Source organism: Streptosporangium sp. NPDC000095 (assembly GCF_042899335.1).
GTDB lineage: Bacteria > Actinomycetota > Actinomycetes > Streptosporangiales > Streptosporangiaceae > Streptosporangium.
Window position 1 is genome coordinate 137,599 of sequence record NZ_JBIAZS010000019.1, and the last position, 26,818, is coordinate 164,416.

The 26,818-nt window shown below is 71.6% G+C and carries 25 protein-coding genes; 24 read left to right on the plus strand and 1 reads right to left on the minus strand.

Going from position 1 to position 26,818, the window contains the following annotated elements:
- Nucleotides 1–3 precede the first annotated feature (3 nt).
- Genes ACFY3V_RS33445 through ACFY3V_RS33480 form a run of 8 tightly spaced genes read left to right on the plus strand, consistent with a single transcriptional unit; the run spans nucleotide 4 to nucleotide 7,954 of the window.
- Nucleotides 4–882, plus strand: coding sequence for a 3-hydroxyacyl-CoA dehydrogenase family protein (locus tag ACFY3V_RS33445; protein ID WP_350945435.1), 879 nt, complete (start codon nucleotides 4–6; stop codon nucleotides 880–882).
- A gap of 12 nt (nucleotides 883–894) precedes the next feature.
- A complete protein-coding gene (locus ACFY3V_RS33450) occupies nucleotides 895–1,764 on the plus strand; it encodes a 3-hydroxyacyl-CoA dehydrogenase family protein (RefSeq protein ID WP_389779088.1) in 870 nt (289 codons plus the stop codon).
- On the plus strand, nucleotides 1,761–2,546 hold the full coding sequence (locus ACFY3V_RS33455) for an enoyl-CoA hydratase-related protein (protein WP_350945433.1): 786 nt from the start codon (nucleotides 1,761–1,763) through the stop codon (nucleotides 2,544–2,546). Before ACFY3V_RS33450 ends, ACFY3V_RS33455 begins: the two co-directional genes overlap by 4 nt.
- Before the next feature lie 49 nt (nucleotides 2,547–2,595).
- Nucleotides 2,596–3,732, plus strand: a complete 1,137-nt coding sequence (locus ACFY3V_RS33460) for an acyl-CoA dehydrogenase family protein (RefSeq protein WP_389779091.1) — start codon at nucleotides 2,596–2,598, stop codon at nucleotides 3,730–3,732.
- Nucleotides 3,733–3,776: 44 nt separating this feature from the next.
- Nucleotides 3,777–4,874: a CaiB/BaiF CoA transferase family protein gene (locus ACFY3V_RS33465; RefSeq protein WP_389779093.1), complete on the plus strand. Its 1,098-nt coding sequence runs from the start codon at nucleotides 3,777–3,779 to the stop codon at nucleotides 4,872–4,874.
- Between the two features lie 26 nt (nucleotides 4,875–4,900).
- Nucleotides 4,901–5,884 carry an NADPH:quinone oxidoreductase family protein gene (locus ACFY3V_RS33470; RefSeq protein ID WP_389779095.1) on the plus strand — a complete coding sequence of 328 codons (984 nt, stop codon included), beginning with the start codon at nucleotides 4,901–4,903 and terminating at the stop codon, nucleotides 5,882–5,884.
- Between the two features lie 19 nt (nucleotides 5,885–5,903).
- Nucleotides 5,904–7,103 (plus strand): thiolase family protein, encoded by a 1,200-nt coding sequence (locus ACFY3V_RS33475; RefSeq protein ID WP_389779097.1) that lies wholly within the window; start codon nucleotides 5,904–5,906, stop codon nucleotides 7,101–7,103.
- Nucleotides 7,100–7,954 carry a 3-hydroxyacyl-CoA dehydrogenase family protein gene (locus ACFY3V_RS33480; RefSeq protein WP_389779099.1) on the plus strand — a complete coding sequence of 285 codons (855 nt, stop codon included), beginning with the start codon at nucleotides 7,100–7,102 and terminating at the stop codon, nucleotides 7,952–7,954. Before ACFY3V_RS33475 ends, ACFY3V_RS33480 begins: the two co-directional genes overlap by 4 nt.
- 123 nt (nucleotides 7,955–8,077) lie before the next feature.
- Here ACFY3V_RS33480 and ACFY3V_RS33485 read toward each other — a convergent pair whose 3' ends face one another.
- Nucleotides 8,078–8,740 (minus strand): SDR family NAD(P)-dependent oxidoreductase, encoded by a 663-nt coding sequence (locus ACFY3V_RS33485; RefSeq protein ID WP_389779101.1) that lies wholly within the window; start codon nucleotides 8,738–8,740, stop codon nucleotides 8,078–8,080.
- A gap of 64 nt (nucleotides 8,741–8,804) precedes the next feature.
- Here ACFY3V_RS33485 and ACFY3V_RS33490 point away from each other — a divergent pair, with 64 nt between their 5' ends.
- The 16 genes from ACFY3V_RS33490 (at nucleotide 8,805) to ACFY3V_RS33565 (ending at nucleotide 26,781) form a co-directional block, all read left to right on the plus strand.
- Nucleotides 8,805–9,614 carry an IclR family transcriptional regulator gene (locus ACFY3V_RS33490; protein ID WP_350945426.1) on the plus strand — a complete coding sequence of 270 codons (810 nt, stop codon included), beginning with the start codon at nucleotides 8,805–8,807 and terminating at the stop codon, nucleotides 9,612–9,614.
- Nucleotides 9,615–10,155: 541 nt separating this feature from the next.
- Nucleotides 10,156–10,920 (plus strand): ABC transporter permease, encoded by a 765-nt coding sequence (locus ACFY3V_RS33495; protein ID WP_389779104.1) that lies wholly within the window; start codon nucleotides 10,156–10,158, stop codon nucleotides 10,918–10,920.
- Between the two features lie 15 nt (nucleotides 10,921–10,935).
- Nucleotides 10,936–11,988: an ABC transporter substrate-binding protein gene (locus ACFY3V_RS33500; RefSeq protein ID WP_362903711.1), complete on the plus strand. Its 1,053-nt coding sequence runs from the start codon at nucleotides 10,936–10,938 to the stop codon at nucleotides 11,986–11,988.
- Nucleotides 11,989–12,001: 13 nt separating this feature from the next.
- A complete protein-coding gene (locus ACFY3V_RS33505) occupies nucleotides 12,002–13,471 on the plus strand; it encodes an FAD-dependent oxidoreductase (RefSeq protein ID WP_389779106.1) in 1,470 nt (489 codons plus the stop codon).
- Nucleotides 13,471–14,241: a hypothetical protein gene (locus ACFY3V_RS33510; protein ID WP_350945422.1), complete on the plus strand. Its 771-nt coding sequence runs from the start codon at nucleotides 13,471–13,473 to the stop codon at nucleotides 14,239–14,241. The genes ACFY3V_RS33505 and ACFY3V_RS33510 overlap by 1 nt, the downstream gene beginning before the upstream one ends.
- Nucleotides 14,231–15,040, plus strand: a complete 810-nt coding sequence (locus tag ACFY3V_RS33515; RefSeq protein ID WP_350945421.1) for an ABC transporter ATP-binding protein — start codon at nucleotides 14,231–14,233, stop codon at nucleotides 15,038–15,040. The genes ACFY3V_RS33510 and ACFY3V_RS33515 overlap by 11 nt, the downstream gene beginning before the upstream one ends.
- A complete protein-coding gene (locus ACFY3V_RS33520) occupies nucleotides 15,040–16,458 on the plus strand; it encodes an MmgE/PrpD family protein (RefSeq protein ID WP_389779109.1) in 1,419 nt (472 codons plus the stop codon). Before ACFY3V_RS33515 ends, ACFY3V_RS33520 begins: the two co-directional genes overlap by 1 nt.
- Nucleotides 16,452–17,027 carry an ureidoglycolate lyase gene (locus tag ACFY3V_RS33525; protein ID WP_389779111.1) on the plus strand — a complete coding sequence of 192 codons (576 nt, stop codon included), beginning with the start codon at nucleotides 16,452–16,454 and terminating at the stop codon, nucleotides 17,025–17,027. The genes ACFY3V_RS33520 and ACFY3V_RS33525 overlap by 7 nt, the downstream gene beginning before the upstream one ends.
- Complete coding sequence (locus ACFY3V_RS33530; RefSeq protein WP_389779113.1) at nucleotides 17,024–19,387, plus strand: xanthine dehydrogenase family protein molybdopterin-binding subunit; 2,364 nt, start codon at nucleotides 17,024–17,026, stop codon at nucleotides 19,385–19,387. The genes ACFY3V_RS33525 and ACFY3V_RS33530 overlap by 4 nt, the downstream gene beginning before the upstream one ends.
- Nucleotides 19,384–20,310 carry an FAD binding domain-containing protein gene (locus ACFY3V_RS33535; protein WP_389779115.1) on the plus strand — a complete coding sequence of 309 codons (927 nt, stop codon included), beginning with the start codon at nucleotides 19,384–19,386 and terminating at the stop codon, nucleotides 20,308–20,310. Before ACFY3V_RS33530 ends, ACFY3V_RS33535 begins: the two co-directional genes overlap by 4 nt.
- Nucleotides 20,307–20,780, plus strand: coding sequence for a (2Fe-2S)-binding protein (locus tag ACFY3V_RS33540; RefSeq protein ID WP_350945416.1), 474 nt, complete (start codon nucleotides 20,307–20,309; stop codon nucleotides 20,778–20,780). The genes ACFY3V_RS33535 and ACFY3V_RS33540 overlap by 4 nt, the downstream gene beginning before the upstream one ends.
- A complete protein-coding gene (locus tag ACFY3V_RS33545) occupies nucleotides 20,777–21,688 on the plus strand; it encodes an OsmC family peroxiredoxin (protein WP_389779118.1) in 912 nt (303 codons plus the stop codon). Before ACFY3V_RS33540 ends, ACFY3V_RS33545 begins: the two co-directional genes overlap by 4 nt.
- Nucleotides 21,681–23,594: an NAD-binding protein gene (locus ACFY3V_RS33550; protein ID WP_389779120.1), complete on the plus strand. Its 1,914-nt coding sequence runs from the start codon at nucleotides 21,681–21,683 to the stop codon at nucleotides 23,592–23,594. The genes ACFY3V_RS33545 and ACFY3V_RS33550 overlap by 8 nt, the downstream gene beginning before the upstream one ends.
- Before the next feature lie 129 nt (nucleotides 23,595–23,723).
- Nucleotides 23,724–24,071, plus strand: coding sequence for a hypothetical protein (locus tag ACFY3V_RS33555; protein WP_350945413.1), 348 nt, complete (start codon nucleotides 23,724–23,726; stop codon nucleotides 24,069–24,071).
- 2 nt (nucleotides 24,072–24,073) lie between these two features.
- Nucleotides 24,074–25,213: an MFS transporter gene (locus tag ACFY3V_RS33560; protein WP_362903729.1), complete on the plus strand. Its 1,140-nt coding sequence runs from the start codon at nucleotides 24,074–24,076 to the stop codon at nucleotides 25,211–25,213.
- The gene (locus ACFY3V_RS33565) at nucleotides 25,213–26,781 is read left to right on the plus strand and encodes an FAD-dependent oxidoreductase (RefSeq protein WP_389779123.1); all 1,569 of its coding nucleotides are present in this window, start codon (nucleotides 25,213–25,215) and stop codon (nucleotides 26,779–26,781) included. Before ACFY3V_RS33560 ends, ACFY3V_RS33565 begins: the two co-directional genes overlap by 1 nt.
- Nucleotides 26,782–26,818: the final 37 nt, after the last annotated feature.

Here is a 26,818-nt window from a genome sequence, read left to right on the forward strand (position 1 = left end):
CCCGTGAGGAACGAGAGCAAGACCGTCGCCGTGCTCGGCGCCGGCACCATGGGCTCCGGCATAGCCATCGTGATGGCGCGAGCCGGGCACCGGACCATCCTCTTCGACGTCGACGAGAACAACCTCAAACGCGGCATCGAGACCGTGCACGGCTTCTTCGACAAGGGCGTCCGGCTCGGCAAGATGGACGAGGGAGCGGCGCGGAGGGCGAAGGACGCCCTCGTGGGCAGCACCGACCTCACCGATCTGGCGCCCTGCGACGTGGTGGTCGAGGCGGTCTTCGAAGACCTGCGGGTGAAGAAGGAGATGTTCGGCCGCCTCGACGAGATCGTGTCGGACTCGACGCTGTTCCACACCAACACCTCGACGCTCTCGGTCACCGGCATCGCGTCCGGGTCGCGCCGGCCGGAACGGGTCGTCGGCACCCACTACTGCAACCCCGCGCCGCTGATGAAACTCGTCGAGGTGGCCGATGGACGGCACACCGCCGGCTGGGCGCACAGGGCGACCGAGGAGTTCCTCGGCTCCCTCGGCAAGGTGAGCGTCGTCACCAAGGACAGCCCCGGGTTCATCGTGAACAGGTTCCTCATCCCGTGGGAGAACTCGTGCATCCGGGCGCTCGAGGCGGGCGTGGCCACCAAGGAGGACATCGACGCCGCGGTGCTCGGCGCCGTCGGCCACCCGATGGGGCCCTTCCGGCTGCTCGACATCGTCGGCCTCGACATCCACCAGCAGGTCGCGACGCGGCTGTACGAGCAACTGCGCGACCCGCGGTTCTTCCCGCCGCCGATGGTCGAACGGATGGTCGCGGCCGGCGACCTCGGTCGCAAGACCGGTCGCGGCTTCTACGAGTACGACGACACCCGGCTCTTCGGATCCTGAAGGAGGCAGACGATGAACCAGTTCCACAGAATCGGAGTGGTCGGCCTGGGAACCATGGGCGGCGGCATCGCCCAGGTGTTCGCCATGTCCGGCCGCGACGTCGTCGCCGTGGAGGCCGACCGGACACGGGCCGAGGCGGGCGTCGCCGCGATCGGCGCCTTCCTCGACGGTGGCGTGGCCCGCGGCAAGGTGAGCGGCGAGGAGAAACGGGCCGCACTCGCCCGCATCACCACCGTCACGTCGCCGGGCGACCTGGCCGGCGTGGACCTCGTCGTCGAGTCGGTGACCGAGAACCTCGAGGTCAAGCGCGAGGTCCTCGCCGCCGCCGCTCTCGCCGTCGGTGACGAGACCCCGATCGTGACCAACACCTCGGCGCTGTCGGTGACCGAGCTCGCGGCCCTGCTGCCCAACCCCGCGCGGGTCGCCGGGCTGCACTTCTTCAACCCGGCGCCGGTGATGCGCACCGTCGAGGTGGTCCGCGCCCTGCAGACGGACCAGGGCCTCGTCGACCGGCTCGTCGCGCTCGTGAACAGCCTGGACGGCAAGCAGCCCGTCGTCGTGAAGGACCGCCCAGGCTTTCTGATCAACGCGCTGCTCCTTCCGTACCTCAACGACGTCATCCAGGAGTACGACGAGGGGCTCGCCACCGCCGAGGACATCGACCTGGCGCTCAAGTTGGGGCTGGGCTACAGGTCGGGCCCACTGGAGATGCTCGACATGATCGGCCTCGACGTGCACCTGCACGCCACGGAGAACGCGTACGCCGCCACCTCCGACGACCGCTACGCGCCGCCCCCGCTGCTGCGGCAGATGGTCGCCGCCGGCCGGCTCGGCACCAAGAACGGCAAGGGTTTCCGCGCCGGAGAGAAGAGGACCCGATGAAACCGTCGCACTACGAGGACATCCTCATCGACCTCGAAGGCCCGGTCGTCACGATCACGATCAACCGGCCGGAGGCGGGGAACAAGTTTCGCCACCGGACCTGCCTGGAGCTGTTCGACGCGCTCCAGCGCTTCCGCCTCGACCCCGCCCTGCGCGCCGCGGTCCTCACCGGGGCGGGAGAGAAGTTCTTCTGCATCGGAGGCGAACACGACCCGGTCACCTCCCTGGACCAGTCGCAGGTCCTGCCGATCGTCGACGTCTACCAGGCGCTCGACACCATCCCCAAGCCCGTGGTCGCCGCCGTGAACGGGTTCGCCGTCGGCGGAGGCAACGTGCTCCACACGGTGTGCGACCTCACGATCGCCTCGGAGAACGCGGTCTTCCGGCAGGTCGGGCCCATGGTGGGCAGCTTCGACGCCGGTTACGGATCCTGGTATCTGGAGGACACCATCGGCCGCAAGCGGGCCAAGGAGATGTGGTACCTCAACCAGAAGTACTCCGCCGAGGAAGCGCTGGCGATGGGGCTGGTCAACGAGGTGGTGCCCGCCGACCGGCTGCGCGAGCGGGTCGCCGAGGTGACCCGCGCACTCACCTCCCGCGGTCCGATGGCGATCGCCGGTATGAAGGCCGCGTTCTCGGCTCGCCACAACGGCGTTTCCGGCCAGGCGCGGATGGCCCACGACCAGCAGCTCTCCTTCTACCTGCAGACCCGTGAGGCCCACGAGCTGAGCGACTCGTTCGGCGAGCGTCGCGCGCCCGACCCGGAAAGCTTCTGGTCGTGACGTCGTCTTCGCACCTCACGGCGGGGATCTCCATGCGGAAAGGACCACGATGAGCCGGTTCGGCCCCGCCCTCGACGAGGAGCAGCGCGACCTGGTGGCGATGCTGGACGCCTTCGTCGCCGATCACGACGTGGTGTTGTCCGACGACGCTGACGTCGTCGGCGGGCTCGCGACCGAGCTCGCCGAACTGGGCGTCTGGACCATCGGTACCGACGAGCGGTACGGCGGCGGCGGAGCCGGCCGCCTCACCACCGCCGTGGCGATGGAGCGGCTGGGACGTGCCTGGCCGGCCCTCGGCTGGGCGGCCACCCAGGCGCACGCGGCGGTCGACGTCCTCGGCGGCGACGACCGGTTCGCCGACGTGGTCGCCGCCGTGCACACGGCCGCCGTGGCGATCGCCGTCGTGGACGCGACGTCGCCGCAGGTGCGGCTGGACTGGTCGGCGGATGCGCTCAGCGGTTCCGTGGACCGGATCGATCCGGCCGCCGAGGCCCCCTACCTGCTGCTGCTCGGCGACGACGACACCGCGGTGCTGGTCGGACCGGAGGCGATGACCACCCGGCCGCTGGAGCGGACCGGGCTGGGCGGCGCCCTGACACGATCGGTGCGGCTCAAGGACACCGTTCCCGCGGGCGCGGTTCACCGGATGGGAAACGTCGACGTCGGCGCGGCGCGGACCCGACTGCGCCAGGGGGCCGCGGCGGTCGCCGCGGGAATCGCCGGGGCCGCCGCCGATGCCGCGGCCGCCTACGCCGCGGAGCGCCACCAGTTCGGCGGACCCCTCACCGAGCTGCCGACCGTGCGGCAGTCGCTGCTCGACCAGGCGATGCGGACCTCGGTGGCGCTGGCGGTGGCGTTCGCCGCGGACGAGCGCGACGGGGACGGCGAGGGCGACCGGGGAGACAGCGGCGTCAGGGGCGTCAGGGGCGTCGAGGACGGCGGGGGCGTCGAGGGTTCGGTGCGGGCGCTCGCCGCCGTACGCCACGCCTGCGACGCCGCGATCGAGGTGGCCGCCGCGGCCCTGCAGTCCCACGGCGGCTACGGCTACCTGGCCGAGTACCCCGTCGAACGCCACCTGCGCGACGCGGTCTCGCTGCGCGCGGCGACGGACACCCAGACCGCCACCGCTCTCACCGCCCGTACCCTCGTCGGTCTGGGCCCGCTCCGTGAGGCCGAGGCGTCATGACACCCCCCGTACCGACCTCGCGTCCTCGGCTCCCCCTGCACGGAGTGAAGGTCCTGGACCTCTCCACCCTGCTGCCGGGCCCCCTCGCGACCCTGATGCTGGCCGACGCGGGCGCCGACGTCGTCAAACTCGAACGGCCGGGCCGCGGGGACGAGATGCGCACCTATGAGCCGCGCTTCGGCGAGGCGAGTGCGAACTACGCGGTACTCAACCGGGGGAAACGGGCGTACGCCGCGGACTTCAAGGACCCCGTCCAGCGGGACCGCGTGCTCGAACTCGCCGCCGAGGCCGATGTCGTGGTCGAGCAGTTCCGGCCGGGTGTCGCCGACCGGCTCGGCCTGGGGTACGAGCACGTGCGCGCGGTGAACCCCGACGTTGTCTACTGCTCCATCAGCGGGTACGGCCCGACGGGCCCACGGGCCACCCGCGCGGGCCACGACCTGAACTATCTCGCCGAGTCCGCCCTGCTCGGGGCGGCCGTCGACGGCACCGGATCCCCCGGTTTGCCGGTGACCGTGCTCGCCGACATCGCCGGCGGCACCTACCCCGCGGTCGTCAACATCCTGCTCGCCCTGCGACAGCGGGACGTCACCGGTGACCCGGTCCACCTGCAGATCTCGATCACCCACAACCTGCAGGTCCTCGCGTACGGCTACTTCGCCACCCACCAGGCGGGCGGGGGCTGGCCTCGCCCCGGCGCCGAACTCCTCACCGGCGGCAGCCCGCGCTACCAGGTGTACGAGACCGCGGACGGCCGTCACGTCGCCTGCGCGGCGTTGGAGCAGAAGTTCTGGGACCGGCTGGTCGAGCTGGTGGGGCTCGACCCGAGCTTCCACGACGACCGCGGCCAGGAGCGGGCCGTGATCGGCGCGCTGGCCGGACGGTTCGCCTCCGAGACCGCCGACCACTGGCGGTCCGTACTCGACGGTGAGGACGTGTGCACCGTCGTCGTCGCGACGTGGGACGAGGCGGTCGAGGCGAACCTCGTCGACGTCGACGCGCCCCAGCGGGTGTCCGCACCCGGAACGCGGGACTCGTTCGCGACCCTCCCCAGCCCCATCTCGCCGACGCTACGTCAGGGACCCGGCACCGTGCCCTACCCCGCACTCGCCGATCTGGGCGAAGAGTCGCCCTGGTCCTGACGCCCGACCAACCGAAGGAGACATCCATGCGCGCTGCACTCGTCAAGGAGTTCGGCCCCCCGACCAGCCTCGTCGTCGAAGACGTACCCGACCCGGTGCCGGGTCCGGGCGAGGTCGTGATCGAGGTCGGTGCCGTCAGCGTCAACTTCCCCGACATTCTCGTCGTCGAGGGCAAATACCAGAACCTGCCGGAACGGCCCTTCAGCCCCGGCAAGGAGGCGGCGGGACGCGTCAAGGCGGTCGGTGCGGGCGTCGAACGACTCCGGGTCGGCCAGCGTGTCCTCGCGCTGGTCGAGTTCGGTGGCTACGCCGAGCAGCTGCGCGTCCCCGAGGAACTGGTCATGGAGTTGCCCGACGCGATGTCCTACGAGTCGGCGGCCGCCTCCGGCCTCGTCTACTCCACGGCCTACTTCGGGCTGCTGCGCCGAGGCCGGATGAAGCCGGGGGAGACCGTTCTGGTCACCGGCGCGGGCGGAGGCGTCGGTTCTGCCGGCGTCCAGCTCGCCAAGGCGTACGGCGCGCGGGTGATCGCGCTGGCCCAGGACGACGCGAAGGCGGAGCTGGCCCGCCGGCAGGGCGCGGACGTCGTGCTCACCTCCACCCCGGAGACGTTGCGCGACGACCTGCTGGCGGCCACCGACGGCAGGGGCGTCGACGTGGTCCTCGAGATGCTCGGCGGTGACTTCCTCACCCAGATCATCCGGGCGACCGCCTGGGAGGGCCGCATCGTGATCGTCGGATTCGCCTCGGGTGGTCAGAACCCCATCAAGCCCGGACACATCCTGGTGAAGAGCATCAGCATCGTGGGACTCCAGAGCAGCGACTACCGCGACCGGATGCCGGAGCTGATGCGCTCGACCATGGCCGAGGTGTTCCGGTTGTTCGTCGACGGGAAGGTCGACGCGGCGGTCGACACGACGTTCCCGCTCCAGAAGGCCGGCGACGCCCTGCAGTACGTCAAGGAGGGCCGGGTCAAGGGCAAGGTCGTGTTGACGACGGGCCTGGGCTGAGCAGGAAAGGACTCCACGGGTGACCACCTCGTTTCTCTACGCCGCCGTCCGTACGCCGTTCGGCCGTTTTGGCGGCGCCCTCGCCGAGGTGCGTCCCGACGACCTGGCCGCGGCCGCGCTCACGGGGGTGCTCGACACGGTGCCGGCGCTGGATCCCGCACTGATCGACGATGTGATCTACGGCAACGCCAACGGCGCCGGTGAGGACAACCGCAACGTCGCGCGCATGGCGGTGTTGCTCGCCGGGCTGCCCACCTCGGTGCCCGGCTCGACGGTGAACCGGCTCTGCGGCTCGTCGCTGGACGCGGCGATGACGGCGTCCCGGATGATCGAGGCGGGTGACGCCGAGGTCGTCGTGGCCGGCGGTGCCGAGTCGATGACGCGGGCGCCGTGGGTGCTCCCCAAGCCCAGGCGCGGCTATCCCGCGGGTGACCTCAGCGCGGTCTCCACGACGCTGGGGTGGCGGCTGGTCAACGCGCGTATGCCGAAGGAGTGGACGGTCTCCCTGGGCGAGTGCAACGAGCAGCTGGCCGACAGGTACGGCATCACCCGCGAGCGGCAGGACGAGTTCGCGGCGCGCTCGCACCGGCTCGCCCACGCCGCCTGGGAGGACGGGTTCTACGACGATCTGGTCGTTCCGGTGGAGAACACCGGGCTGCACAGGGACGAAGGCATCAGACCCGGCTCGTCCCCCGAGACGCTGGCCGGGCTGAAGCCCTCGTTCAGGCCCGACGGGTCCATCACGGCGGGCAACGCGTCCCCGCTCAGCGACGGGGCGTCCGCCCTGGTCGTCGGGTCGGAGGAGGCCGGATCGCTCATCGGCTCCGACCCGGTGGCCCGCTTCGCGGGCCGGGGAGTGCACGCGCTGGATCCGCAGGACTTCGGATTCGCACCGGTCGAGGCGGCCGGGGTCGCCCTGGCGAGGGCGGGGATCGGCTGGTCCGACGTCGGCGCGGTCGAGCTCAACGAGGCCTTCGCCGCGCAGTCACTCGCCTGCGTCGACGCCTGGAAGATCGACCCCGACATCGTCAACACCAAGGGCGGCGCGATCGCGATCGGGCACCCGCTCGGGGCCTCGGGCGCGCGCGTCCTCGGCACGCTCGCCCGGCGCCTCGCCTCGGAAGGGGAGCGCTGGGGCGTCGCGGCCATCTGTATCGGCGTGGGACAGGCCCTCGCCGTCGTACTGGAAAACGTCACCGACACAGGGAAGTGGTCATGATGCGGTCCACCAGCGCTCCGTCGACGGTGGGGGTGTACGGAGGCGGGCGGATGGGCGCGGGCATCGCGCACGCGTTCCTGCTGGCAGGCGCCGACGTACGGATCGTCGAGACCTCGGACGACACCGTGCGGGCCGCCCGTGAGCGGGTGGAGGGCAGCGTGGCGAACGCCGAGCGGAGGGGGAAGCTCCCCGCGCCCGCGGCCGAACTCCTCTCACGGCTGGTCGTCACCACCGACCGCACCCCGCTGGGGGCGTGTGCCCTGGTGATCGAGGCGGTCCCCGAGGATCCCGACCTCAAGCGGCGGGTGCTGCGCGACGTGGAGGAGGTCGCGGCGGACGCCGTGCTCGCCACCAACACCTCCAGCCTGTCGATCGACGACCTGGCCAGGGAGCTGGCCCGGCCGGAGCGCTTCGTCGGCCTGCACTTCTTCAACCCCGTACCGGCCAGTGAGCTGGTGGAGGTCGTCGTCGGCACCAAGACCTCACGGGACCTCGTCGCGGACGCGCAGACCTGGGTGACCGCCCTCGGCAAGACCGCGATCACGGTGAGCGACTCGCCGGGCTTCGCGAGCAGCCGGCTGGGGGTGGCCCTCGCCCTGGAGGCGATGCGGATGCTGGAGGAGGGGGTCGCGTCGGCGGAAGACATCGACACGGCGATGACGCTCGGCTACAAGCACCCCCTGGGCCCCCTGAAGACGACCGACGTCGTCGGACTCGACGTCCGGCTCGCCATCGCCGAACACCTCGCCCGCGAACTGGGAGCGCGCTTCGAACCTCCCCGCATCCTGCGCGAACTGGTCGCCGCGGGACACCTCGGGCGCAAGACGGGCAAGGGCTTCTACGACTGGTGAGCCCGTCCCCGTGGGGGCGGCTGGGCGAGCCGGTGGGCGAAGTAGTCCGTCCCCGTACAGGGCCGGCCGGGCAAGCCGGTGGGCGATGTAGGCGGCACCGGTGAGTCCCGTTCCCGTACGAGGTCAGCCCATCCACATGCCGCCGTTGACGTCGATCACCGCCCCGGTGACCGAGGCGGCGGATGAGGAGCACAACCACTCGACCGTGCCGGCGATCTCCTCGGGGCTGGTCACCCGGCCGAGGGGGATCTGGCGTCGCAGGGCGTCCATCTCCTCCTCGGACAGGCGGGTCAGCATCGGGGTCGCCACCGGGCCGGGGGCCACCGCGTTCACCCGGATCCCCCTCGCCGCCTGGTCCTTGGCCAGGTGGCGGGTGAGGCCGATCAGCCCGGCCTTCGCGGTGGCGTAGGCGGGGCCTGACAGGCGGTTGCCGCCGTGGCGGCCGTTGACCGAGCTGAACAGGACGACCGAGCCGCCCTCGCCCATCAGGGGGAGCGCCGCCTGGGTGACGACGAGGGCGGAGGTCAGGTTGTCGTCGAGCACCCGGCGCCACTGGGCCAGGTCGAGCTCCTCGATGCCGCCCTCGCCGACGGAGCCGGCGGCGTGGACGACGTTGTCCAGGATCGGGGTGTCACCGAGTGCCTCACGTACCGAGGAGGGGTCGCTCGCGTCGTGGCCGAGGGCTCTGTCGATGACGATCAGGTCGTGGCCGAGGGCGCGCAGGCGGTCGGCGCAGGCGCGGCCGATGCCACCCGCACCCCCCACCACCAGGGAAGTCTTCGCCATCCGGACATTTGTATCAGGGATGGGTGAGGCCGGACGACCCGGGGGCGGGCTATGCTCTGAGCTTGTGCGGGCGGAGGAGAGTACGGCGAACGGGACCCCTGCCGACGACGGGCAGACCAGCAGCGGTGTCGAGAGGGCACTGCAGGTGATCTTCGCGGTCGCGGCGGCGAAGGAGCCCGACATCGGCGTCTCCGAGCTGGCCAGGTCGCTCGGGCTGAGCAAGGCGGTGGTCCACCGGGTGGTCCGCACCCTCGTGGCGGCCGACTTCTTCTCCTTCGACGAGCGCACCCGGCGTTACCGCCTGGGGCCCGGCGCGGTGAGCGTGGGCCTGGCGGCGATGGCGCAGATGGAGGTGCCGAGGATCGCCCAGCCCTACCTCGAACGGCTGGTCGCCCACACCAAGGAGACCGCGACCCTCTCGGTGCGGTACGGCACCCAGCGCATGTATCTCACCCAGGTGCTCTCACCGCAGGAGATCCGCATGTCGGTGCAGCTCGGGCGGCTCTACCCGCTCCACGCCGGCGGGTCGTCGAAGGCGATCCTGGCCGCGATGGAGGCCGAGGAGATCCGCGGTTACCTGTCCTCGCAGCCGCTTGAGGCGCTGACCGGGATCACGATCCAGGACCCGGCCCGGCTCGCCGACGAGCTGGAGACCATCCGGCAGCGCGGTTACGCCGTGAGCCTCGGCGAGCGCCAGCAGGGGGCGGCGTCGGTCGCGGCGGCGGTCCACGAGGCGACCGGCCGGGTTTACGGCTCGATCTCGGTCTGCGGGCCGGTGAGCCGGCTCAGCGTCGGCAACATCGAGGAGTACGGCCGCCTCGTCCACGAGGCCGCCACCGAGGTCTCCCGCCAGCTCGGTTACCGTTCCTCCTGACTTCGCCGCCTTCCTGGCTCCATCTCCCTACCTCGCGACCTTCACTTCGCGATCTTCCTGGCTCCGCTGCCCTCCCGGCCTCGCCGCCCCTGGCTCCGTTGCCTTCCCGGCTTCGCCGCCCGGTTTCCTGAGCGGAACGCGGTTGATCCTCAGGACCGGCCGACTGCGGGGCCGGCTCACCGTTCGGGCCGGCCGCCCCTGAGGGCCGACTGACCGAAATCCCTGACAGGCGCCCGCCGTCGACGCGGCGGCGCCTCTTTTACCTGCTGTTATCACTCTGTGTAGCGATCGATTGCGCACCGGTCACCCTCAGATATGGTGATAAAAGCGTCAAATCGCCCCTGCGTGTTACAAACTCGAAAAACAGTGATGGATCCCTTGACCTGCTTTTGGTGGCGCGCCTAGCATCACGGTATCCGGTACGGCGTTCCGCCCAGCGATACACCGGGAGCCTGGAGGGCAGCACATGTCGACCTCAGTCCGCACTTCGGAGGAGATGCGGCCCCGCGCGCCTCGACGTAAGTGGACCGATTCCTCGTTGATGCTGTGGATCACCACCCCTCTGCTGCTTCTGGTCTTCATCGGGGCGTGGAAGGCCTACACCGTGCTGTTCGGCGTCGGAGAGCTGATGCTTCCCCCGCCCGAGACGGTCGGCGCGGCCCTGGTCGAACTGATGCAGGGCTCGCTCATCTACGAGGCGATCAAGGTCACCCTCTACGAGACGCTGGTCGGGTTCGCCCTCGCCGCCGTCGTCGGGGTGGCCCTGGGCATCATCCTCGGCAAGGCCCGCAGACTGGAACGGGTCCTGTCGCCGTTCCTCATCGCCACCCAGGTCGTACCGAAGGTGGCCATCGTCCCGCTGTTCCTTCTGTGGTTCGGTTTCGGACCCACATCCAAGATCTTCATGGCGGCGATCATCGCGTTCTTCGTGATGATGCAGAACACGATCCTCGGGATCCGGTCGATCGAACCCGGTCACCGCGATCTCATGCGCGTCATCCAGGCACCCTGGTGGAAGCGTGTGATCTCCCTGGACATCCCGTCCTCGCTGCCCTATGTGCTCACCGGCGTGGAGCTGGGCATCGTCTTCGCCATCACCGGCGCCGTCGTCGGCGAGTACCTCGGTGGCGACGAGGGCCTGGGTGCCCTCGCGACGATGATGCTGGCCGGTCTCCGCACCGACATGCTCTTCGCGGTCGTGATCGTGATGACGGTGCTCGGTTTCCTCCTCTACGCCGTCACCGCGGCCATCCGGAGGTTCGCGATCCCCTGGCACGAGTCGTCCGGCCGTCCCACGTCTCTCTAGAACAGGAACACCTACATGGACCGCCGCAACTTCCTCCGCGGGGCCGGGCTGCTCGTCGCCACCGCCACCGGAAGCCAGTTCCTCATCGGGTGCTCGTCGGACGGCTCCGGCGGGGACACCGCCGCCAGCACCGGTCCTTCGGGCGAGCAGCTGCGCAACCTCGTCTACATGACCCCGTTCCAACACATCATCGCCCACTCCGACGTGTACGTCGCCCAGGCCCAGGGGTTCTTCGCCGAGGAGGGCCTGCTGATCACGTCGATCGGCGGCACCGGCACGGCGAGCTCCGTCTCCCAGGTGGCGGGCAAGCAGGCCATGTTCGGCAAGGCCGCCTCCGTCATCACCTGCCCGCTCATCGCCGACCAGGACACCCCGATCGTCACGGTCGGCCAGAAGGACCAGGTCAGCCAGTACAGCGTCGCGTCCCTGCCGGACAAGCCGCTGACCAGCCCCGAGCAGTGGCAGGGCAAGACCATCGGCGTCATCTCCAAGGGCGGCACCACCGAGCTGCTGCTCGACGCGATGTCGGTCGCCGAGGGGCTTGACCCCACGAAGGTGAAGAAGGTCGTCACCGGCGCCGACGTCGGCTCGCTGGAGTTCCTCAACCGGGGCGAGGTGGACGGCTTCATCACCTTCATCGGTTCCGAGACGGCCTTCAGGCAGCGCAACATCGAGCTGAACTACCTGAACACCGACCTGTTCGCGCCGCTCCCCGGCGACTCCTACTTCGTCACCAGGGAGACCGCGCAGGCCGAGGGCGAGGCGATCACCAGCTTCCTGCGGGCCTGCCGCAAGGCGTGGAAGTTCATGGCGGACACCGCCAACACCGACAAGGTGCTGGAGGCCGTGGGCGTGCTCAACGAGATCGAGGTCTCCGACAAGGCACTGGCCGCCGCGAAGGTCGCCGCCGAGGTCAAGGTCAGCACCGCCAAGAACGGTGACTTCCTGTCGATGGACACCGCCGTCTGGGAGAGCGGGATCGAGCTGATGCGCAAGTCCGGAATGATCAAGGACACCAAGCGGCCGGTCACCGACTTCATCGACACCACGTTCATCGACTCCGTGTGAAAGGCCGCTCCTGATGCAGCGCACCACGACCACCGACCTCGTGGTGGTCGGCGCCGGCACCGCCGGGTTGCCGGCCGCGATCGAGGCCGCGGCGCACGGTCTGCGGGTCACGGTCGTCGAGAAGGGCGACCGGCCCGGCGGCACCCTGTGGCGGTCCTGGGCACAGCTCTCGGCGGGCGGCACCGCCCTGCAGCGTGCCAAGGGCATCCGTGACAGCCCCGACCTGCACTTCGACGACGTGATGCGGATCAGCAGGAACACCGCCGATCCGGAGCTGGTCCGGCTCGCGGTGGACCACGCGCCCGCGACGATCGAATGGCTGATGGCCTCGGGTTTCGACATGGACCCCGACGCCCCGGCGGTGCTGCACTTCCACGAGCCCTACCTGCTGCCGCGCACCTACTGGGGGCGCAACGCGGGGCGGTCGGTGCTGGAGGTGCTGCTCCCGGCGTTCGAGAAGGCGTGCGCGGGATCGGTCACGTTGGCGCTCGGCACCGAACTGGTGGCGTTCCGGACCGCGGAACGTGCTGTGGAGACCGGAAAGCCCGGGGAGCCCAGGGTGGCCGGGGTGACGGTCCGGGACCCCGATGGAACGTTCCGGGAGATCGACGCGACGAACGTGATCCTCACCAGCGGCGGCTACGCGGGCAACCCCGAGTTGTTCCCCCGGCTCACGTCGGGGGCGCCGCTCGCGGGCCCCGCCTCGCCGGGCGCCGAGGGTTCCGGCATCCTCGCCGCCGTCGACGCCGGTGGCCGGGTGCGCGGTCAGGACCGCTTCCTTCCCACGTACGGCGGGGTGCTGCGGTCGGGCAGCACCTGGGAGACGGTGGGGCTGGACGACTATCCGGCCCTCACCCCGCAGGCGCGGGCCCCGTGGGAGATCCACGTGAACACCCGCGGCGAGCGGTTCGTCGCCGAGGACGCCCCGAGCGTCGACGACCGGGAGAACGCCCTGCTCGCCCAGCCCGAGCTGAAGTTCTGGGTGGTGTACGACGCCGCGATCCGCCGGTCGGCGCCGGCGCTGTTCCCCACCTGGGACGAGACGGAGCTCGACCGGGCCTTCGACGACCACCCGTCGTTCGTCACCGCGCTCGACCTGACGACGCTGGCGCGGGCCGCCGGGATGGATCCCGGCGTCCTGGCCGACACCGTGGCCGCCTACAACACGGCCGTCGCCTCGGGCGACGACCCCTTCGGCCGGGCCCACCTGCCCGCGCCGATCGCAGAACCGCCGTACTACGCCGTACTGAACCACGGCACCACGCTGAAGAGCCCGGCGGGGCTCGCCGTCGACAGCCGGCTGCGTGTCATCGGGCCCGACGGCCCGTTCGCGAACCTGTGGGCCGCGGGCGAGGTCATCGGCGGCAGCACCTTGTCCGGCAAGTCGTTCGTGAGCGGGATGAGCGTCACTCCCGCACTCGGGTTCGGCCGGATGCTCGGACGCCGGGCGGCCGGCGCCACCACCGATCCAGGGAGCATGTGATGTGGAACAGGCCTGACGTCGACTTCGTCCAGACCCAGGACGTGCCGTGGCAGCCCGTCCAGGACGGGGCGTTCGGCGCGGCGCAGGGCGGGCTCAAGCGGTTGCTGAGCCGCGACGCCGGCACGGGCGCGGAGACCGCGGTCCACCGGCTGACCGGCCGTCACCAGGGTGTGCTGTCCGCCGGGGTGGATCTGTTCGTGGTCGCGGGGGAGGGGTTGCTCGACGGAGAGCCGCTCCGCACCGGCGACTACGTCTACGCCCGGGCGGGCAGCGCGATCGACCTGGTCGCGTCGGTACGCGGCCTCACCGTCTACGCCGGATTCTGGGGCGAGCCCGGCTTCGCCGCCGGCGTCGGCTCCGGTGAACCGCTTCTGCGGATCACCCCCGAGCGGGAACCGTGGATCCCGGCCGGCTGGAGCGGCGAGGTGGAGCTCGAAGTCGGGGCGATGTCGAAGACGCTGCGCTCCGACGGCGAGGTCTACATCTACCTCGCCGCGATGATGCCCGGCTGGAAGTCGCCCATGGCAGAGGCCCACCCGGTCTACGAGGAGTCGTTCAAGATCTACGGCGACGTGCTGATGGGCCCGCTCGGCGTGATCCGCGAGGGCGGCTACTTCTTCCGCTCACCGGGGGTCTTCCACGGCCCGCTCTACTCACGCGGCGGGACGATGTCGTTCATCCGCTCCGACGCGGCGCCGACCACCGAGTACCGCGTCCCCGAACCCGGCAACACCTGGGACGAGCTGTCGGAGCGTGCGTATGTCCGATGAACGGATGATCGACGGCGGGGCGGCGATCTCGATCAAGGGCGTCGGCAAGGAGTACACCACCGACGCCGGACCGGTCCGCGCCCTCGTCCCGACCGACCTGGAGATCAAGCCGCGCGAGTTCGTCGTGCTGCTCGGCCCCTCCGGCTGCGGGAAGACGACGCTCCTGCGGATGCTCGGCGGGCTCATCGCGCCGACCGAGGGCACGATCGTCATCGGCGACAAACTCCTGTACTCGGAGGGCGACAACACTCCTTCGCGGGAGGCGCTCGGCTCGCTCGGCTTCGTCTTCCAGCAGGCGACGCTGATGCCGTGGCGGAAGATCTGGAAGAACATCGCCCTGCCGCTGGAGGGCAAGGGCGTCGGCCGCAAGGAGCGCCGCAGCAGGGCCGAGGAACTCGCCGACATGATGGGCCTGGCGGACTTCCTCGAACACTTCCCGCGCGCGCTCTCCGGTGGCATGCAGCAGCGGGTCGCCATCGCGCGGGCGCTGATCCACCGGCCGTCGATCCTGCTCATGGACGAGCCCTTCGGCGCCCTCGACGCGATGACGCGCGACCGGATGAACTCCATGCTCCAGCAGCTGTGGATGGACACGGGGAAGACGACCGTGCTGGTCACCCACTCGATCTCCGAGGCGGTCTTCCTCGCCGACCGGGTGGTGCTGCTCTCGCAGCGGCCCGGACGCATCCAGGACGTCGTCGAGATCGACTTCCCCCGCCCGAGGTCGCTCGACATCGTCAAGACACCGCAGTTCGGGGAGATCGTCCAGCACCTGCGCTCCCAGCTCGGTGAGATCTGATGGGCGGGACGACCGACGGGCCGACGAACGGGACGACGAACGAATCGACCGGCGGGGCGACGCGCGGGGCGACCCGCGCGCTGGCCCGCTTCGTCGCGGAGCTGACCTTCGACGACCTGCCGGAGCCGGTCGTCGCCAAGGCCCGCCACCTGCTGCTCGACTTCTTCGGGGCGGCACTGGCGGGCGGCCGGGTCCCGGAGGCGGCCACCATCACCGAACTGGTCCGCGCCAGGGGCGGCACCCCTGAGGCGACCGTGCTCGGTGCCGGTTTCTCCACCACCCTGGCGGACGCCGCCTACGCGAACGGATGCGCGGCCGACGTACTGGAACACCAGGACGGATACCGGTTCGGCGGATTCCATCCCTCCCACGCCCTTCCCGCGCTGCTCGCGGTGGCCGAGTCCCGCGACGCCGACCTGCGCGCGCTGCTGACGGCGGTGGTGGCGGCGTACGAGGTGGCGAACCGGATCGGCCGGGTCATGCACCCCGGCGCGACCGTCGCCGGATGGTTCCCGGTGGCCGCCGGGTACGGCGCCGCCGCCGGATGCGCGAAGCTGCTCGGCCTCGACGAGGACGGGATCGTGTCGGCCGTCGGCGCCGCCGGGTTCTTCGTGCCCGCCGTCATGATCGAGGAGATCTTCGCCGGGTTCACCGTGAAGCCCGCGTTCGCCGGGCAGATCGCCCGCGCGGGGGTCGAGGGCGCCCTGCACGCCCAGGCCGGGCTCACCGGCTGGGACGAGGTCGTCGAACACCCGAGAGGGCTGGTCGCCCTGTTCCGCGGCGACCCCACGGACTCCCGCCTCACCGACGGACTGGGCGAGGAGTGGACGGTCCTGGAGGTCCACCAGAAGCGTTTCGCCGGGTGCCGCCACACCCACGGCGCCGCCCAGGCGTGCGCCGAGCTCGCCGCCGAACACGACCTCGACGTGGCCGAGGTGACCGCCGTCGACGTCGAGACCTACGACGTCGCCAAGGTCCTGGTCGACCGTCCCGCGGGTGGCTCGGTGGTGCCGTGCACGTTGAGCCTGCCGTACGTGGCGGCCGTCGCCCTCGCCGACCGCGACGTCACCGCCGCCCAGTACGCCCCGGAGCGCACCTCGGATCCGCTCGTCAACCGGGTGGCCGCCTCGGTCCGCATCCGGGTCGCCCCCGACCTCGACGCGCGCTACCCGGAGTACACCGCGACCCGCGTCACCGTCACGACCGGGAAGGGGACGCACACCCGCCAGATCGACCTGCCGGTAGGAGACAGCCGCAACCCGCTGACCAGCCAGGAGCTGCTCGGCAAGTATCGGGGCTCGGCCGTCCCCGTCGCCGGGGAGGAGGCCGCCGACCGCGCCGCCGAGTTGCTCCTGACGGCGAAGGACACCCCCGTACGCGCCCTGGTCACGATCACGACAGGAGGACAGCCATGCTGAGCCCGGACAGTCCGCAGCACGTCATCACCCCGCAGCCGCTCACGGCCGCCGACTTCGCCCCCTACGGCGAGGTGATGTCGCTGGAGGCCACCCCCCGGTTGCCGATCGACTTCTACTCCGGCAAGAACGCCGTGCACGGGCCGATCCGGCTCGACTCCGACACCCCGCCGGAGTTCCTGGTGTTCCGCGTCGGCATGCGGGGCGACAACCTGCGCTACCTGGAGCGCCACGTCGAGATGACGCAGACGATGATCCCGCTCGGCGGCAAGCCCTACGTCGCCGTCGTCGCGCCGCCGGACGTGCCGCTGGAGCACGGTTTCCCGCCGCTCGACCAGGTGAAGGCGTTTGTGGTGCCGGGCGACGTGTCGATCAACCTCTACCGGGGCACCTGGCACGAGCCGCCGTTCCCCTCGGTCGACGGCCAGCTCTTTCTGATCACCAGCCACGAACGGCTCACCCAGGGCCTGCAGTGCCGCCTCGACGAGAACGGCGAGCTCGACAAGTTCGACGTCGAGAAGCGCAATCCGTTCCACCGCACCGGCCAGCGGGTCAGGGTACGGCTGCCGTGACGGCGATCGGCACCTCGGTCCGCAAGGCGGACGGCGAGGTCCTGCTGACCGGGCGGGGCCGGTTCGTGGACGACTACGTCCTGCCCGGCATGATGCACGCCGCGATCGTCCGCAGTGACGTCGCGCACGCGCGCATCACCGGGATCGACATCTCCGAGGCCGAGCGTGCCCCGGGTGTCGAGCTGGTGCTGACCGGGGAGAGGGCGGCTCGGCACAGCGGGCCGATCCCGCACTTCATCGACCCGGCCGCCCGGGGCGGACGCCGCGCCGAGGTGCGCTGCCTGGCCGTGGACAAGGTGGTCCACGCCGGTCAGGCCGTCGCCGCCGTGGTCGCCCGCACCCGCCGCGAGGCCGAGGCGGCGGCCGGACTGGTCAGGGTCGGCTACGAGCGGCTGCCCCACGTGCTCGACGCCGACGCCGCGCTGCGGCCCGACGCGCCCCGGTTGTACGACGACTGGCCCGACAACGTCATCCTGCACAACCACTACGGCACCGGCGACGTCGACGCCGCCCTCGAAACGGCCGACCTCGTCGTCACCGAGACGATCCGCATCGGCCGTAGCACCACCGCGCCCATGGAGCCGCGCGGCTACCTCGCCTCCTGGGACCGCTTCGACGAGTCGCTGACCGTGCACGGTTCCGTCCAGAACCCCCACCAGCTTCGCTGGATGCTGGCCCGCAGCCTCGGCCTCGACGAGACCAGGATCAGGGTCGTCACCGCGCGGGTCGGCGGCAGTTTCGGGCTGAAGATGCAGGGACACCCGGAGGAGACCCTGATCTGCCTGCTCAGCAGGCTCACCGGCGCGCCGGTGAAGTGGATCGAGGACCGCCGCGAGTGTTTCCTGTCGGGGGCCCGCGAACAGGTGCACCGTGTCACCGTCGGCGCGATGCGCGACGGGCGCATCGTCGCGGTCAGGGACCGGATCGTCGCGAACGCGGGCGCGGTGACGGCACAGCCGGGCTGGGCGATGCCCAACATGTCGGCGACCACGCTCGCCTCCGGTTACCTCGTACCGAACGTCGAGGCCGAACTGCACGTGGTGGCGACCAACAAGCCGCCGCTGAACGCCGCGAGGGGTTTCGGCAAGGACGGCGCCCACTTCGTGATGGAACGGGTCGTCGACCTGGTGGCCCGCGGGCTGGGGGCCGATCCGGCGCGGGTGCGGCGGGTCAACTTCGTACCGCCCGACCGATTCCCCTTCCGCACCGCGACCGGCCTGAACATCGACAGCGGCGACTTCCCCGGCCTGCTCGACAAGGCGCTCAAGGCGCTGGACTACGACGCCCTGCGCGACCGCCAGCGCGAGCTGCGTGCCCAGGGGCGGCACCTCGGGATCGGGCTCGCCTTCGAGCTCACGCCGGAGTCGGCCGACGGTCCCGGCACCTTCGTCTCCGGGTTCGACGTGACGACGGTCCGGATGAACATGAGCGGCGGCGTCACCGTGCTGACCGGGGTGACCAGCCCCGGCGGCGGCAACGACACCGCGATCGCGCAGATCGTCTGCGACGAGCTCGGGGTGCCGCTGAGCTGGATCCAGGTCGTCCAGGGTGACACCGACCGGTGCCCGAGCGGGTTCGGCAACTTCAGCGGGCGCGGCATGGTCGTCGGCGGCGGGTCCGCCGCGCTCGCCGCCCGCGACGTACGGGCCAAGATCGCCACGGTCGGCGCCCGCATGCTGGGCGTCTCCTCCGACGAGGTCGAGGTGACCGGCGGCGTGGTGCGGGTCTCCGGCGAGCCCGACCGGTCGGTGCCGGTGCCCGACGTCGCCGCGGCCGTGCTCACCCGCGCGTTCGCCGTGGCCTCGGAGGTCGAGCCGGTTCTGGAGGCCACCCGCGCCTTCAAGCCGGGCAACATCAACCACGTCCCGGACGAACGCGGACGTATCCAGCCTTACCCCACCTACTCCAACTGTCTGCACGCCGCCGTCGTCGAGGTCGACGCCGACACCGGCCTCACCGAACTGGTCGACTTCGTGATGGCCCACGACTGCGGGGTCGTCATCAACCCCGCCCTCGTCGAGGGCCAGGCCCACGGCGCGATCGTGATGGGCCTCGGCGCGGCGCTCACCGAGGAACTCGTCTACGACGACGAGGGCCGCCTGCTCAGCGACCGCTTCAAGTCCTATCTGCTGCCTCGCGCCGGCGACCTGCCGAAGGTCCGCCTCGAACACCAGGTCACCCCGAGCCCCTTCACCATGTACGGCAACAAGGGCGCGGGCGAGGCCGGGGTCGGCGGCGCGCAGGCGGCGGTGGCGAACGCGATCGAGGACGCCCTCGCGCCCTTCGGCGTCACCGTGACACAGGTGCCGCTGCCGGCGCCGGTCGTGCTCGACCTCATCGAACGGGCCCGCTCGAAATGATCACCCAGAACTTCGCCTACCACGCGCCCACCGACCTCGAAGGGGTGGTGGCCGCGCTCGCCGGGCACGACGCCGTGATCGTGGGCGGCGGCACGATGGTCATCCCCGACCTCACCCACGGCCGGACCTCGGCGGACGTCGTCGTCGACCTGTCACGGGCCGGACTGTCCGGGATCACCCGGGCCGGCGACACCGTGGTCGTGGGCGCGACGACCACGTACACCCGTCTTCTGCGCGGCGGCGGCGAGCAGGTGCCACCGCTGCGGCGAATCGCGGGCGGGATCACCGGCGGCCCGCAGATCCGCAACCGGGGCACCGTCGGCGGGTCTGCCTGCTACGCCAACCCGTCCTCCGAGGTCCCGGCCATGCTGGTCGCCCTCGGGGCGGAGCTGCGGCTGGTCTCGGCCGCCGGGGTCCGCGAGGTCGCGGCGGCCGACTTCTTCACCGGCGCCTTCACCACCGCGCGGCGGCCGGACGAGGTGCTGGCGGCGCTCGTGCTGCCCGACCCGGCCGGCCCCTTCGGCTACCACAAGCTCAAGCTCGCCGAGAGCAGCTGGCCCATCGCGACGGCGGCCTGCGTGCGCCTGCCCGGAGGAGGGCTGCGGCTCGCCCTCGGCGGGGTCGCGGCCACACCGCTGCCGGTGCACCTCGAATCAGACGACCCCGGGCACGTGCGCGCGGAGGTCGGGCGGGTGCTCACCGAACCGTGGAGCGACGTGCTCGCGGACGGCGACTACCGCCGCCGGGTCGCACCGGTGGCGGCCCTGCGGGCCGTCCGGGAACTGCGGGCCGTCGAGGAAGTGCGGGCCACCGAGGAATCGCGGGCCGTCGAGGAAGTGCGGGCCACCGAGGAATCGCGGGCCGTCGAGGAGTCGCGGGGCATCCGGGAACCGCGCTCCGCCCAGGAAGGAGAACCGCGATGACCAGGGTCAACCTCACCGTGAACGGCCGGGCGCGGGAGATCGACGTCGAGACGTCGAAACTGCTCGTCCACGCCATCCGCGAGGACCTCGGACTGACCGGCACCCACGTCGGCTGCCTCACCGGGGACTGCGGCGCCTGCACCGTGCGCGTCGACGGCGCCACCGTCAAGTCGTGCTCGGTGCTCGCGGTCGGCGCGGAGGGCGCCGACCTCACCACGATCGAGGGCCTCGCGGGCGAGGACGGGCTGCACCCGGTGCAGCGGGCGTTCTGGGACGAGTTCGGCTTCCAGTGCGGCTACTGCCTGCCCGGCATGCTGCTCACCGCCTGTGAGCTGCTGGAGGACGACCCCGACCCCGACGACGACGCGATCGTCGAGGCGATCAACGGCAACCTGTGCCGCTGCACCGGCTACGCCGCCATCGTGCGCTCGATCCGCTGCGCCGCCGACCGGATGAAGGACACCCCATGAGCACCACTGACGCGGCCATCGCGATCGTCGAGGATTTCCTGGCCGCGGTCGGCCGGGGAGATCTGGAGTCGGCAGGGACCCACCTCGCCCCCGACGCCGTGATGATCTTCCCGGGCGACCGCCTTTACACCACCCTTCGCGACCTGGCGGACGCCTCCGCCACCCGCTACCGGCATGTCGACAAGCACCGCACCGAGTACGAGGCGTTCACCGAAGCCTCGGGTGACGTCGTCGTCTGGTCGATGGGCACCCTGTACGGCGAGAACAACCAGGGCGTCGGGTACGACGGCGTGCGCTACGTGGACCGGTTCCGGTTGAGCGCGGGCCGGATCGTCGAACAGCGGGTCTGGAACGACCTGGAGATCAGCGGCGTGCTCCGGGCACGTACCACGGAGGAGATCGACCCGCGCTGGCGCACGGCCGCGCCGACGGCGACGACGCCGACCGCGCCGACGACGACCGCGACGGTACGCCGCGTCGCCACCGCCGCCTGGGACGGCGCGCTGCGCGGCGGAGCCGGCCGCCTCGCCCTCGCCTCGGGCGCCACCGATCCGCTGCCGATCTCCCTGGAGAGCAGGAAGAACAGCGTCGCGCCCGCGACCTCGCCCGAGGAACTGCTCGCCGCCGCGCACGCCGCCTGCTTCGCGATGGCCCTGCGCGGCGCCCTCGACGCCGTCGCCCCCGGCACCCCGGAACAGGCCGTCGAGGTCACCGGCACGTGCGTGCTGCGCATCGACGCGGCGGGCTGGACCATCGACGCCATCCGTCTCGACGTGACCACCAGGAGCGTGCCGCGCGACGCGCTGGAGACCGCGATCCCCGTCGCCGAACGCCGTTGCGCGATCTCCAACGTGGTGAAGGGCAACGCCGTCGTCACGGTCACCGTACGGGAGCAGCGGGATGACTGAACGTCACCCGCACGTGTTCGCACCCCTGAACCTGGGCGGCCTGACCCTGCGCAACCGCGTCTTCGTGTCGGCCCACACCACCAACTTCGGCGTGGACTTCCTGCCGACCGCCCGCCACGTCGCCTACCACAGGGAACGGGCGAGAGGTGGGGCCGGGCTGATCATCACCGAGCCGCTGCGCGTGCACGACACGAGCCTGGGCCGCGTGGGCGGGCTGAGCGCCTCCCGGGCCGCGCTGCCGGGCCTGGCCGACATCGTCACCGCCGTACGCGACGAGGGCGCCGTGATCTTCACCCAGATCACCCACACCGGGCGCCACAGCGACAACCTCTTCCGGCGGGCCGCGTCGTGGGGGCCGAGCGCCGTGCCCTGGCACACCACCGGCCAGGTCCCGCACGTGATGACCGCCGCCGACAGGAAAGAGGTGCGACGGGCCTATGTCACGGCGGCGCTGCTCGCGGTGGAGGCGGGGTTCCAGGGGATCGAGGTGCACTTCGGGCACGGGCACCTGCTGCACCAGTTCATCTCACCCGCCGCGAACACGCGGACCGACGACTACGGCGGCACCGAGGAGAACCGGCTGCGGTTCCCGCTGGAGGTGCTCGACGACGTGCTGGACGCGGTCGGGTCGTCGGCGCTGGTGGGGGTGCGGATGAGCGCCGACGAACTGCTGCCGGGCGGGCAGGACCTCGCCGAGGGGCGGCGCATCGCGGAACTCCTGTGCCGGACCCGGCCGATCGCGTTCCTCAACGTGTCGGTCGCCTCCTACACGGTGCCGTCCATCGGTCACCACGTCGCCGACATGAGCGAGGGCCGGACGCCCTACCTGCCGGAGACGCTCGCGATCGCCGAGGTCGCGGGTGACGTTCCGGTCTTCGCGGCCTGCCGGTTCGTCGACGTCGACGACGCCGAACGGGTCCTCGCGGGCGGCGAGATCGCGGCCGTCGCGATGACCCGCGCCCACATCGCCGACCCCCACCTGCTCGCCAAGACGGCCGAGGGGCGCGAGGGCGAGGTACGGCCCTGCGTCTCGTGCAACTTCTGCATCGGCGAGATCGCCGGGCATCGCGCCATCACCTGCATGATGAACCCCACCGTGGGACGCGAGGCCGAGTGGCCGGTTCTCCCGGAACCCGCGAGCCCGGCCAGGACGGTGCTCGTCGTCGGCGGCGGCCCGGCGGGAATGGAGACCGCGAGGGTCGCCGCGGAACGCGGCCACCGGGTGCGCCTGTGGGAGCGGGGCGACGAGCTCGGCGGCCAGGTGCGGGTCGGGCGGCGGGGGATCGGACGACACGAACTCGACCTGCTGCGGACCTACGAGGAGCACGAGCTGGACAGGCTCGGGGTGACCGTCAGGACCGGGGCGGGGGCGGTGACCGCCCAGGAGGTGGTCGCGGCGGCTCCCGACGTCGTGGTGATCGCCACCGGATCGACCCGCCGCCGCCCCCTCGCCGCCTTCGAACGTCGTTCGTGGGAGGGACGGACCGTCGTCGTGGTCGATCGGGAGGGCACCTGGACCTGCGCGTCCGTCGCCGAGACCATCGCCGGGTCCGGCGGGACGGTGCACGTGGTCACCCCGGCGACGTCCCCGCTGTGGGGGGTGACCGAGTACAGCCGGATGACCGCGCTCGAACGGCTCAGGAACCGGGGCGTCGACATCTGGACCGGCGCCGTCGCCGAGTTCGGTGAGGGACGGGCCGTGGTGCGCTCCTCCCTCGTCTCGGCCGAGACCGTGATCGACGGGGTCACCGACGTGATCGAACTCGACCCTCCGGACGCCCTCGACACCCTCGCCGCCGACCTCGCGGGGAGCGGGCTGACCGTGCACGTCATCGGTGACGCGGTGGCGCCCCGATCCCTGCTCGACGCCATGTACGAGGGCCACGCCCTCGCCCGCGCCCTGTGAACCCATGAACCCGCGCCCCGTGAACCCGTGTCCGACGAACCCGCGCCCCCGTGAGAACGACGGCCCGCGCCCTGTGAACCCCACCCCCCATGCCCCGTGAAAACGACAGAGGACAAAGGAGGCGCCGCCATGGCGCGCAAACTGGTACTGCTCACCTACGACATCCGGCCCGGATCGGACCTGACCGAGTACGCCGACTTCACCCGCTCGGTGGACTACCCCGCCTTCCGCCAGAACCCCGGCATCCAGGACTACGCGAACTACGTGGTGAGGAGGAACGTCCGGGGCGAGGAGAGCTTCCGGCACTTCGACCTCATGTTCGTCGACGACCTCGACGCCTTCCACGCCGACGGGAAGCTGCACTTCGGCGACCCGGTCATCCTCGACCACGCCGCTCGCTGGCGGGCCAAGTGGGGGCAGGACGAGGCCACCGGCTGGCGTGCGAACGTGAACATCAGCTACGCGGACGAAATCTAGGGGTGAGCGACTACCCGACGTCGCGTCGGGCGGTCGTCCTGGCCGTGCTGCTCGGCATGACCTATATGTATCCCGCCTACCTGGTGGGCACCCTGGGCGTGGCGATCCGGCACGACATCGGCCTCGACAGTGCGGGCCTCGGCCTCACCGTCAGCGTCTTCTACGTGGTCGGCGCGGTCGCCATGTCCCCGGGCGGCCGGATCGCCGACCGCGTGGGCCCGCGCAGGGCCCTGCGGTTGTCGGCGGTCATGACCGGCCTCTGCCTCGTCGGGGTGGCCGTGTTCGGCGGGTCATGGGCCGGTCTGCTCGCCGCGCTCGCCGTGGGCGGGATCGGCTCGGCGGTCGGCGCCTCGATCGGCACCGTACTGATCGTCGAAAACGTGCGGGCGTCTCGGCGGCCGATGGCGTTCGGCCTCGAACGGTCGTCGATCCCGGCCTCTACGCTGGTCGCCGGGCTGTCGCTGCCGCTGCTCGCCACCGTGATGCACTGGCGGCTGGTCTTCCTCGTGGGCGGTGTCGCGGTCGCCGCGCTGCTGCTGATGCGGGTGCCCGGCACTCCTGCTCCGGCCTCGGCGGGACGCCCCGCGCGGGTGAAGCTGACGCCGCTGATGCCCCTGTTGCTGGTCACCGGCGCGTTCCTGCTGGGGTCGGCCGCCGCGACCGCGCTGAGCAGTTTCTTCGTGGACTACAGCGTCACGCTCGGCCTGTCCCCGTCCTTCGCGGGCATCGCGCTCGCCGTGAGCAGCGCGGTCATCATCGCCGTGCGGCTGACCCTGGGCCGTACCAGGTACGGCCGTCTCACGGTCGCCGCGATGATGGCGCTCGGCGGGGTCGGGTTCCTGCTGTTCGTTCCCGGCGACCGGGGGTTGTTCCTGGTCGGCACGCTGGTGGCCTGCGGCGCCGGCTGGGGCTGGACCGGCCTGGTCGCCCTCACCGTCGCAGAGACCTACGCCACCATGCCGGGTGCCGCGTCCGGCGTCGTGCAGTCGGGCGGCGCGGCCGGGGGCATTCTCGGGCCGCTGCTCGTGGGAGCAGTGGCGCAATATCACTCGTACGCCGCCGGCTGGTTGCTGGCGGCGGCGTTCTGCGGGCTGGCCGCACTCCTCGTGCTGGTCAACCGGGCCGCATGGGAGGCGACCTGATGAACTTCACCACCCTCGATCATCCGCCGACGTCGTGTGACGTGCTGGTCGTCGGCAGCGGCGCGGCCGGGCTGACCGCCGCCTGCAGGGCCGCCGACGCCGGACACCACGTCGTCGTCGTGGAACGGGCCTCCGTGCTCGGTGGCACCACCGCCGTGTCGGGCGGCGTGATCTGGGCGCCGGGCAACCACCTCGCCGACGCCGACAGTGCTGCCGACGGTGCCGCCGACGCCCTGCGCCACCTCGTCGCGGTCACCAGGGAGACCGTGCCGCGCGCTCGCCTGGAGTGGTTCCTGCGCACGATCGGGGAGGCCGTACGCTACCTGTGCGACGAGACCCATGTGGACCTGTTCGCCCTGGAACGCCCCGACTACCGGGCCGATCTGCCCGGTGCCAGGCGCGGGGGCCGGGCCCTGGACAACCGGCCGTTCGACGTCACCGCGTACCCGGGACTGGAGCGTCTGCTCCGGCCGCCCACCTATCTGCCCTGGCTCACCATGGCCGAACGGGAGCAGGACACCGGCGCCGACCTCGCCGCGCTCGACCGTGAGCGCCGCGACCGGGGGGTGCGCACGCTGGGCGGGGCGCTCGCCGGTTCGCTCGCCGTCTCCGCCCGCGCCCGCGGTGTGGAGTTCCTGCTCGGTGCCCGCGCCGTCGGCCTGGAACGGTCGGGCCGGTCGTGGGACCTCACTCTCGAGGACGCCGGTCACGTCACCGCGCGCCGGGCGGTCGTGCTGGCCGGCGGCGGCTTCGAGTGGGACCCGGCGCTCCAGCGGGCGTTCCTGCCCGCCCGGCTCACCCCGATCGGGGCACCGGGCAACGAGGGGGACGGCCTGCTCATGGCGCTGCGCGCCGGGGCGGCGGTCACCGACCTGACCGCCTCGTGGGGGGTGCCCGTGTTCTGCGACCCCGAGGCCCGCTACGACGGGCTGCCCACCGGGCGGCTCGCCACCGTGGAGCTGACCAGGCCGGGCTCGATCATGGTCAACGGCTCCGGCCGCCGGTTCGCCGACGAGACAGGGAGCTACCACGACCTGACGAAGGTGTTCCGCGAGACCGACCCCGCCACCGGCGCGCCCCGGCACGTCCCCGCCTGGTTCGTGTACGACGCCGTCCACCGCGCCCGGTATCCGGTCGCGGGCGGCCCTCCCGGAGGCACCCCCTCCTGGGCGGTCACCGGTTCGACGCCGCACGAACTCGCCGACGCCTGCGGTATCGACGCGTCGGCCCTGGCCGAGACGATCGCGGAGTTCAACGCCGACGCCCTCGCGGGCGCCGACCGGAGGTTCGGGCGCGGTCCCGCGTCCCTCGCGCCGCTGGCGGAAGGGCCGTTCACCGCGGTCCCGGTCGTTCCGGGCACCCTCGGCACCTGCGGCGGCGTGGTCACCGACGACCACGGACAGGTCCTCACCCCCGGCGGGACCCCGGTGGACGGCCTGTTCGCCGCCGGGAACGTCTCCGCGAGCGTCTTCGGTGACCACTACCCGGGTGGCGGCACCTCCCTGGCCGCGGCCGTGGCCCGCGCGTACGCCATCGGGGCGGCGCTCGGAGGAGGGGGACGGCGTTGACCGTACCAACCGCCCTGACATACGCTCTGAGCGGACC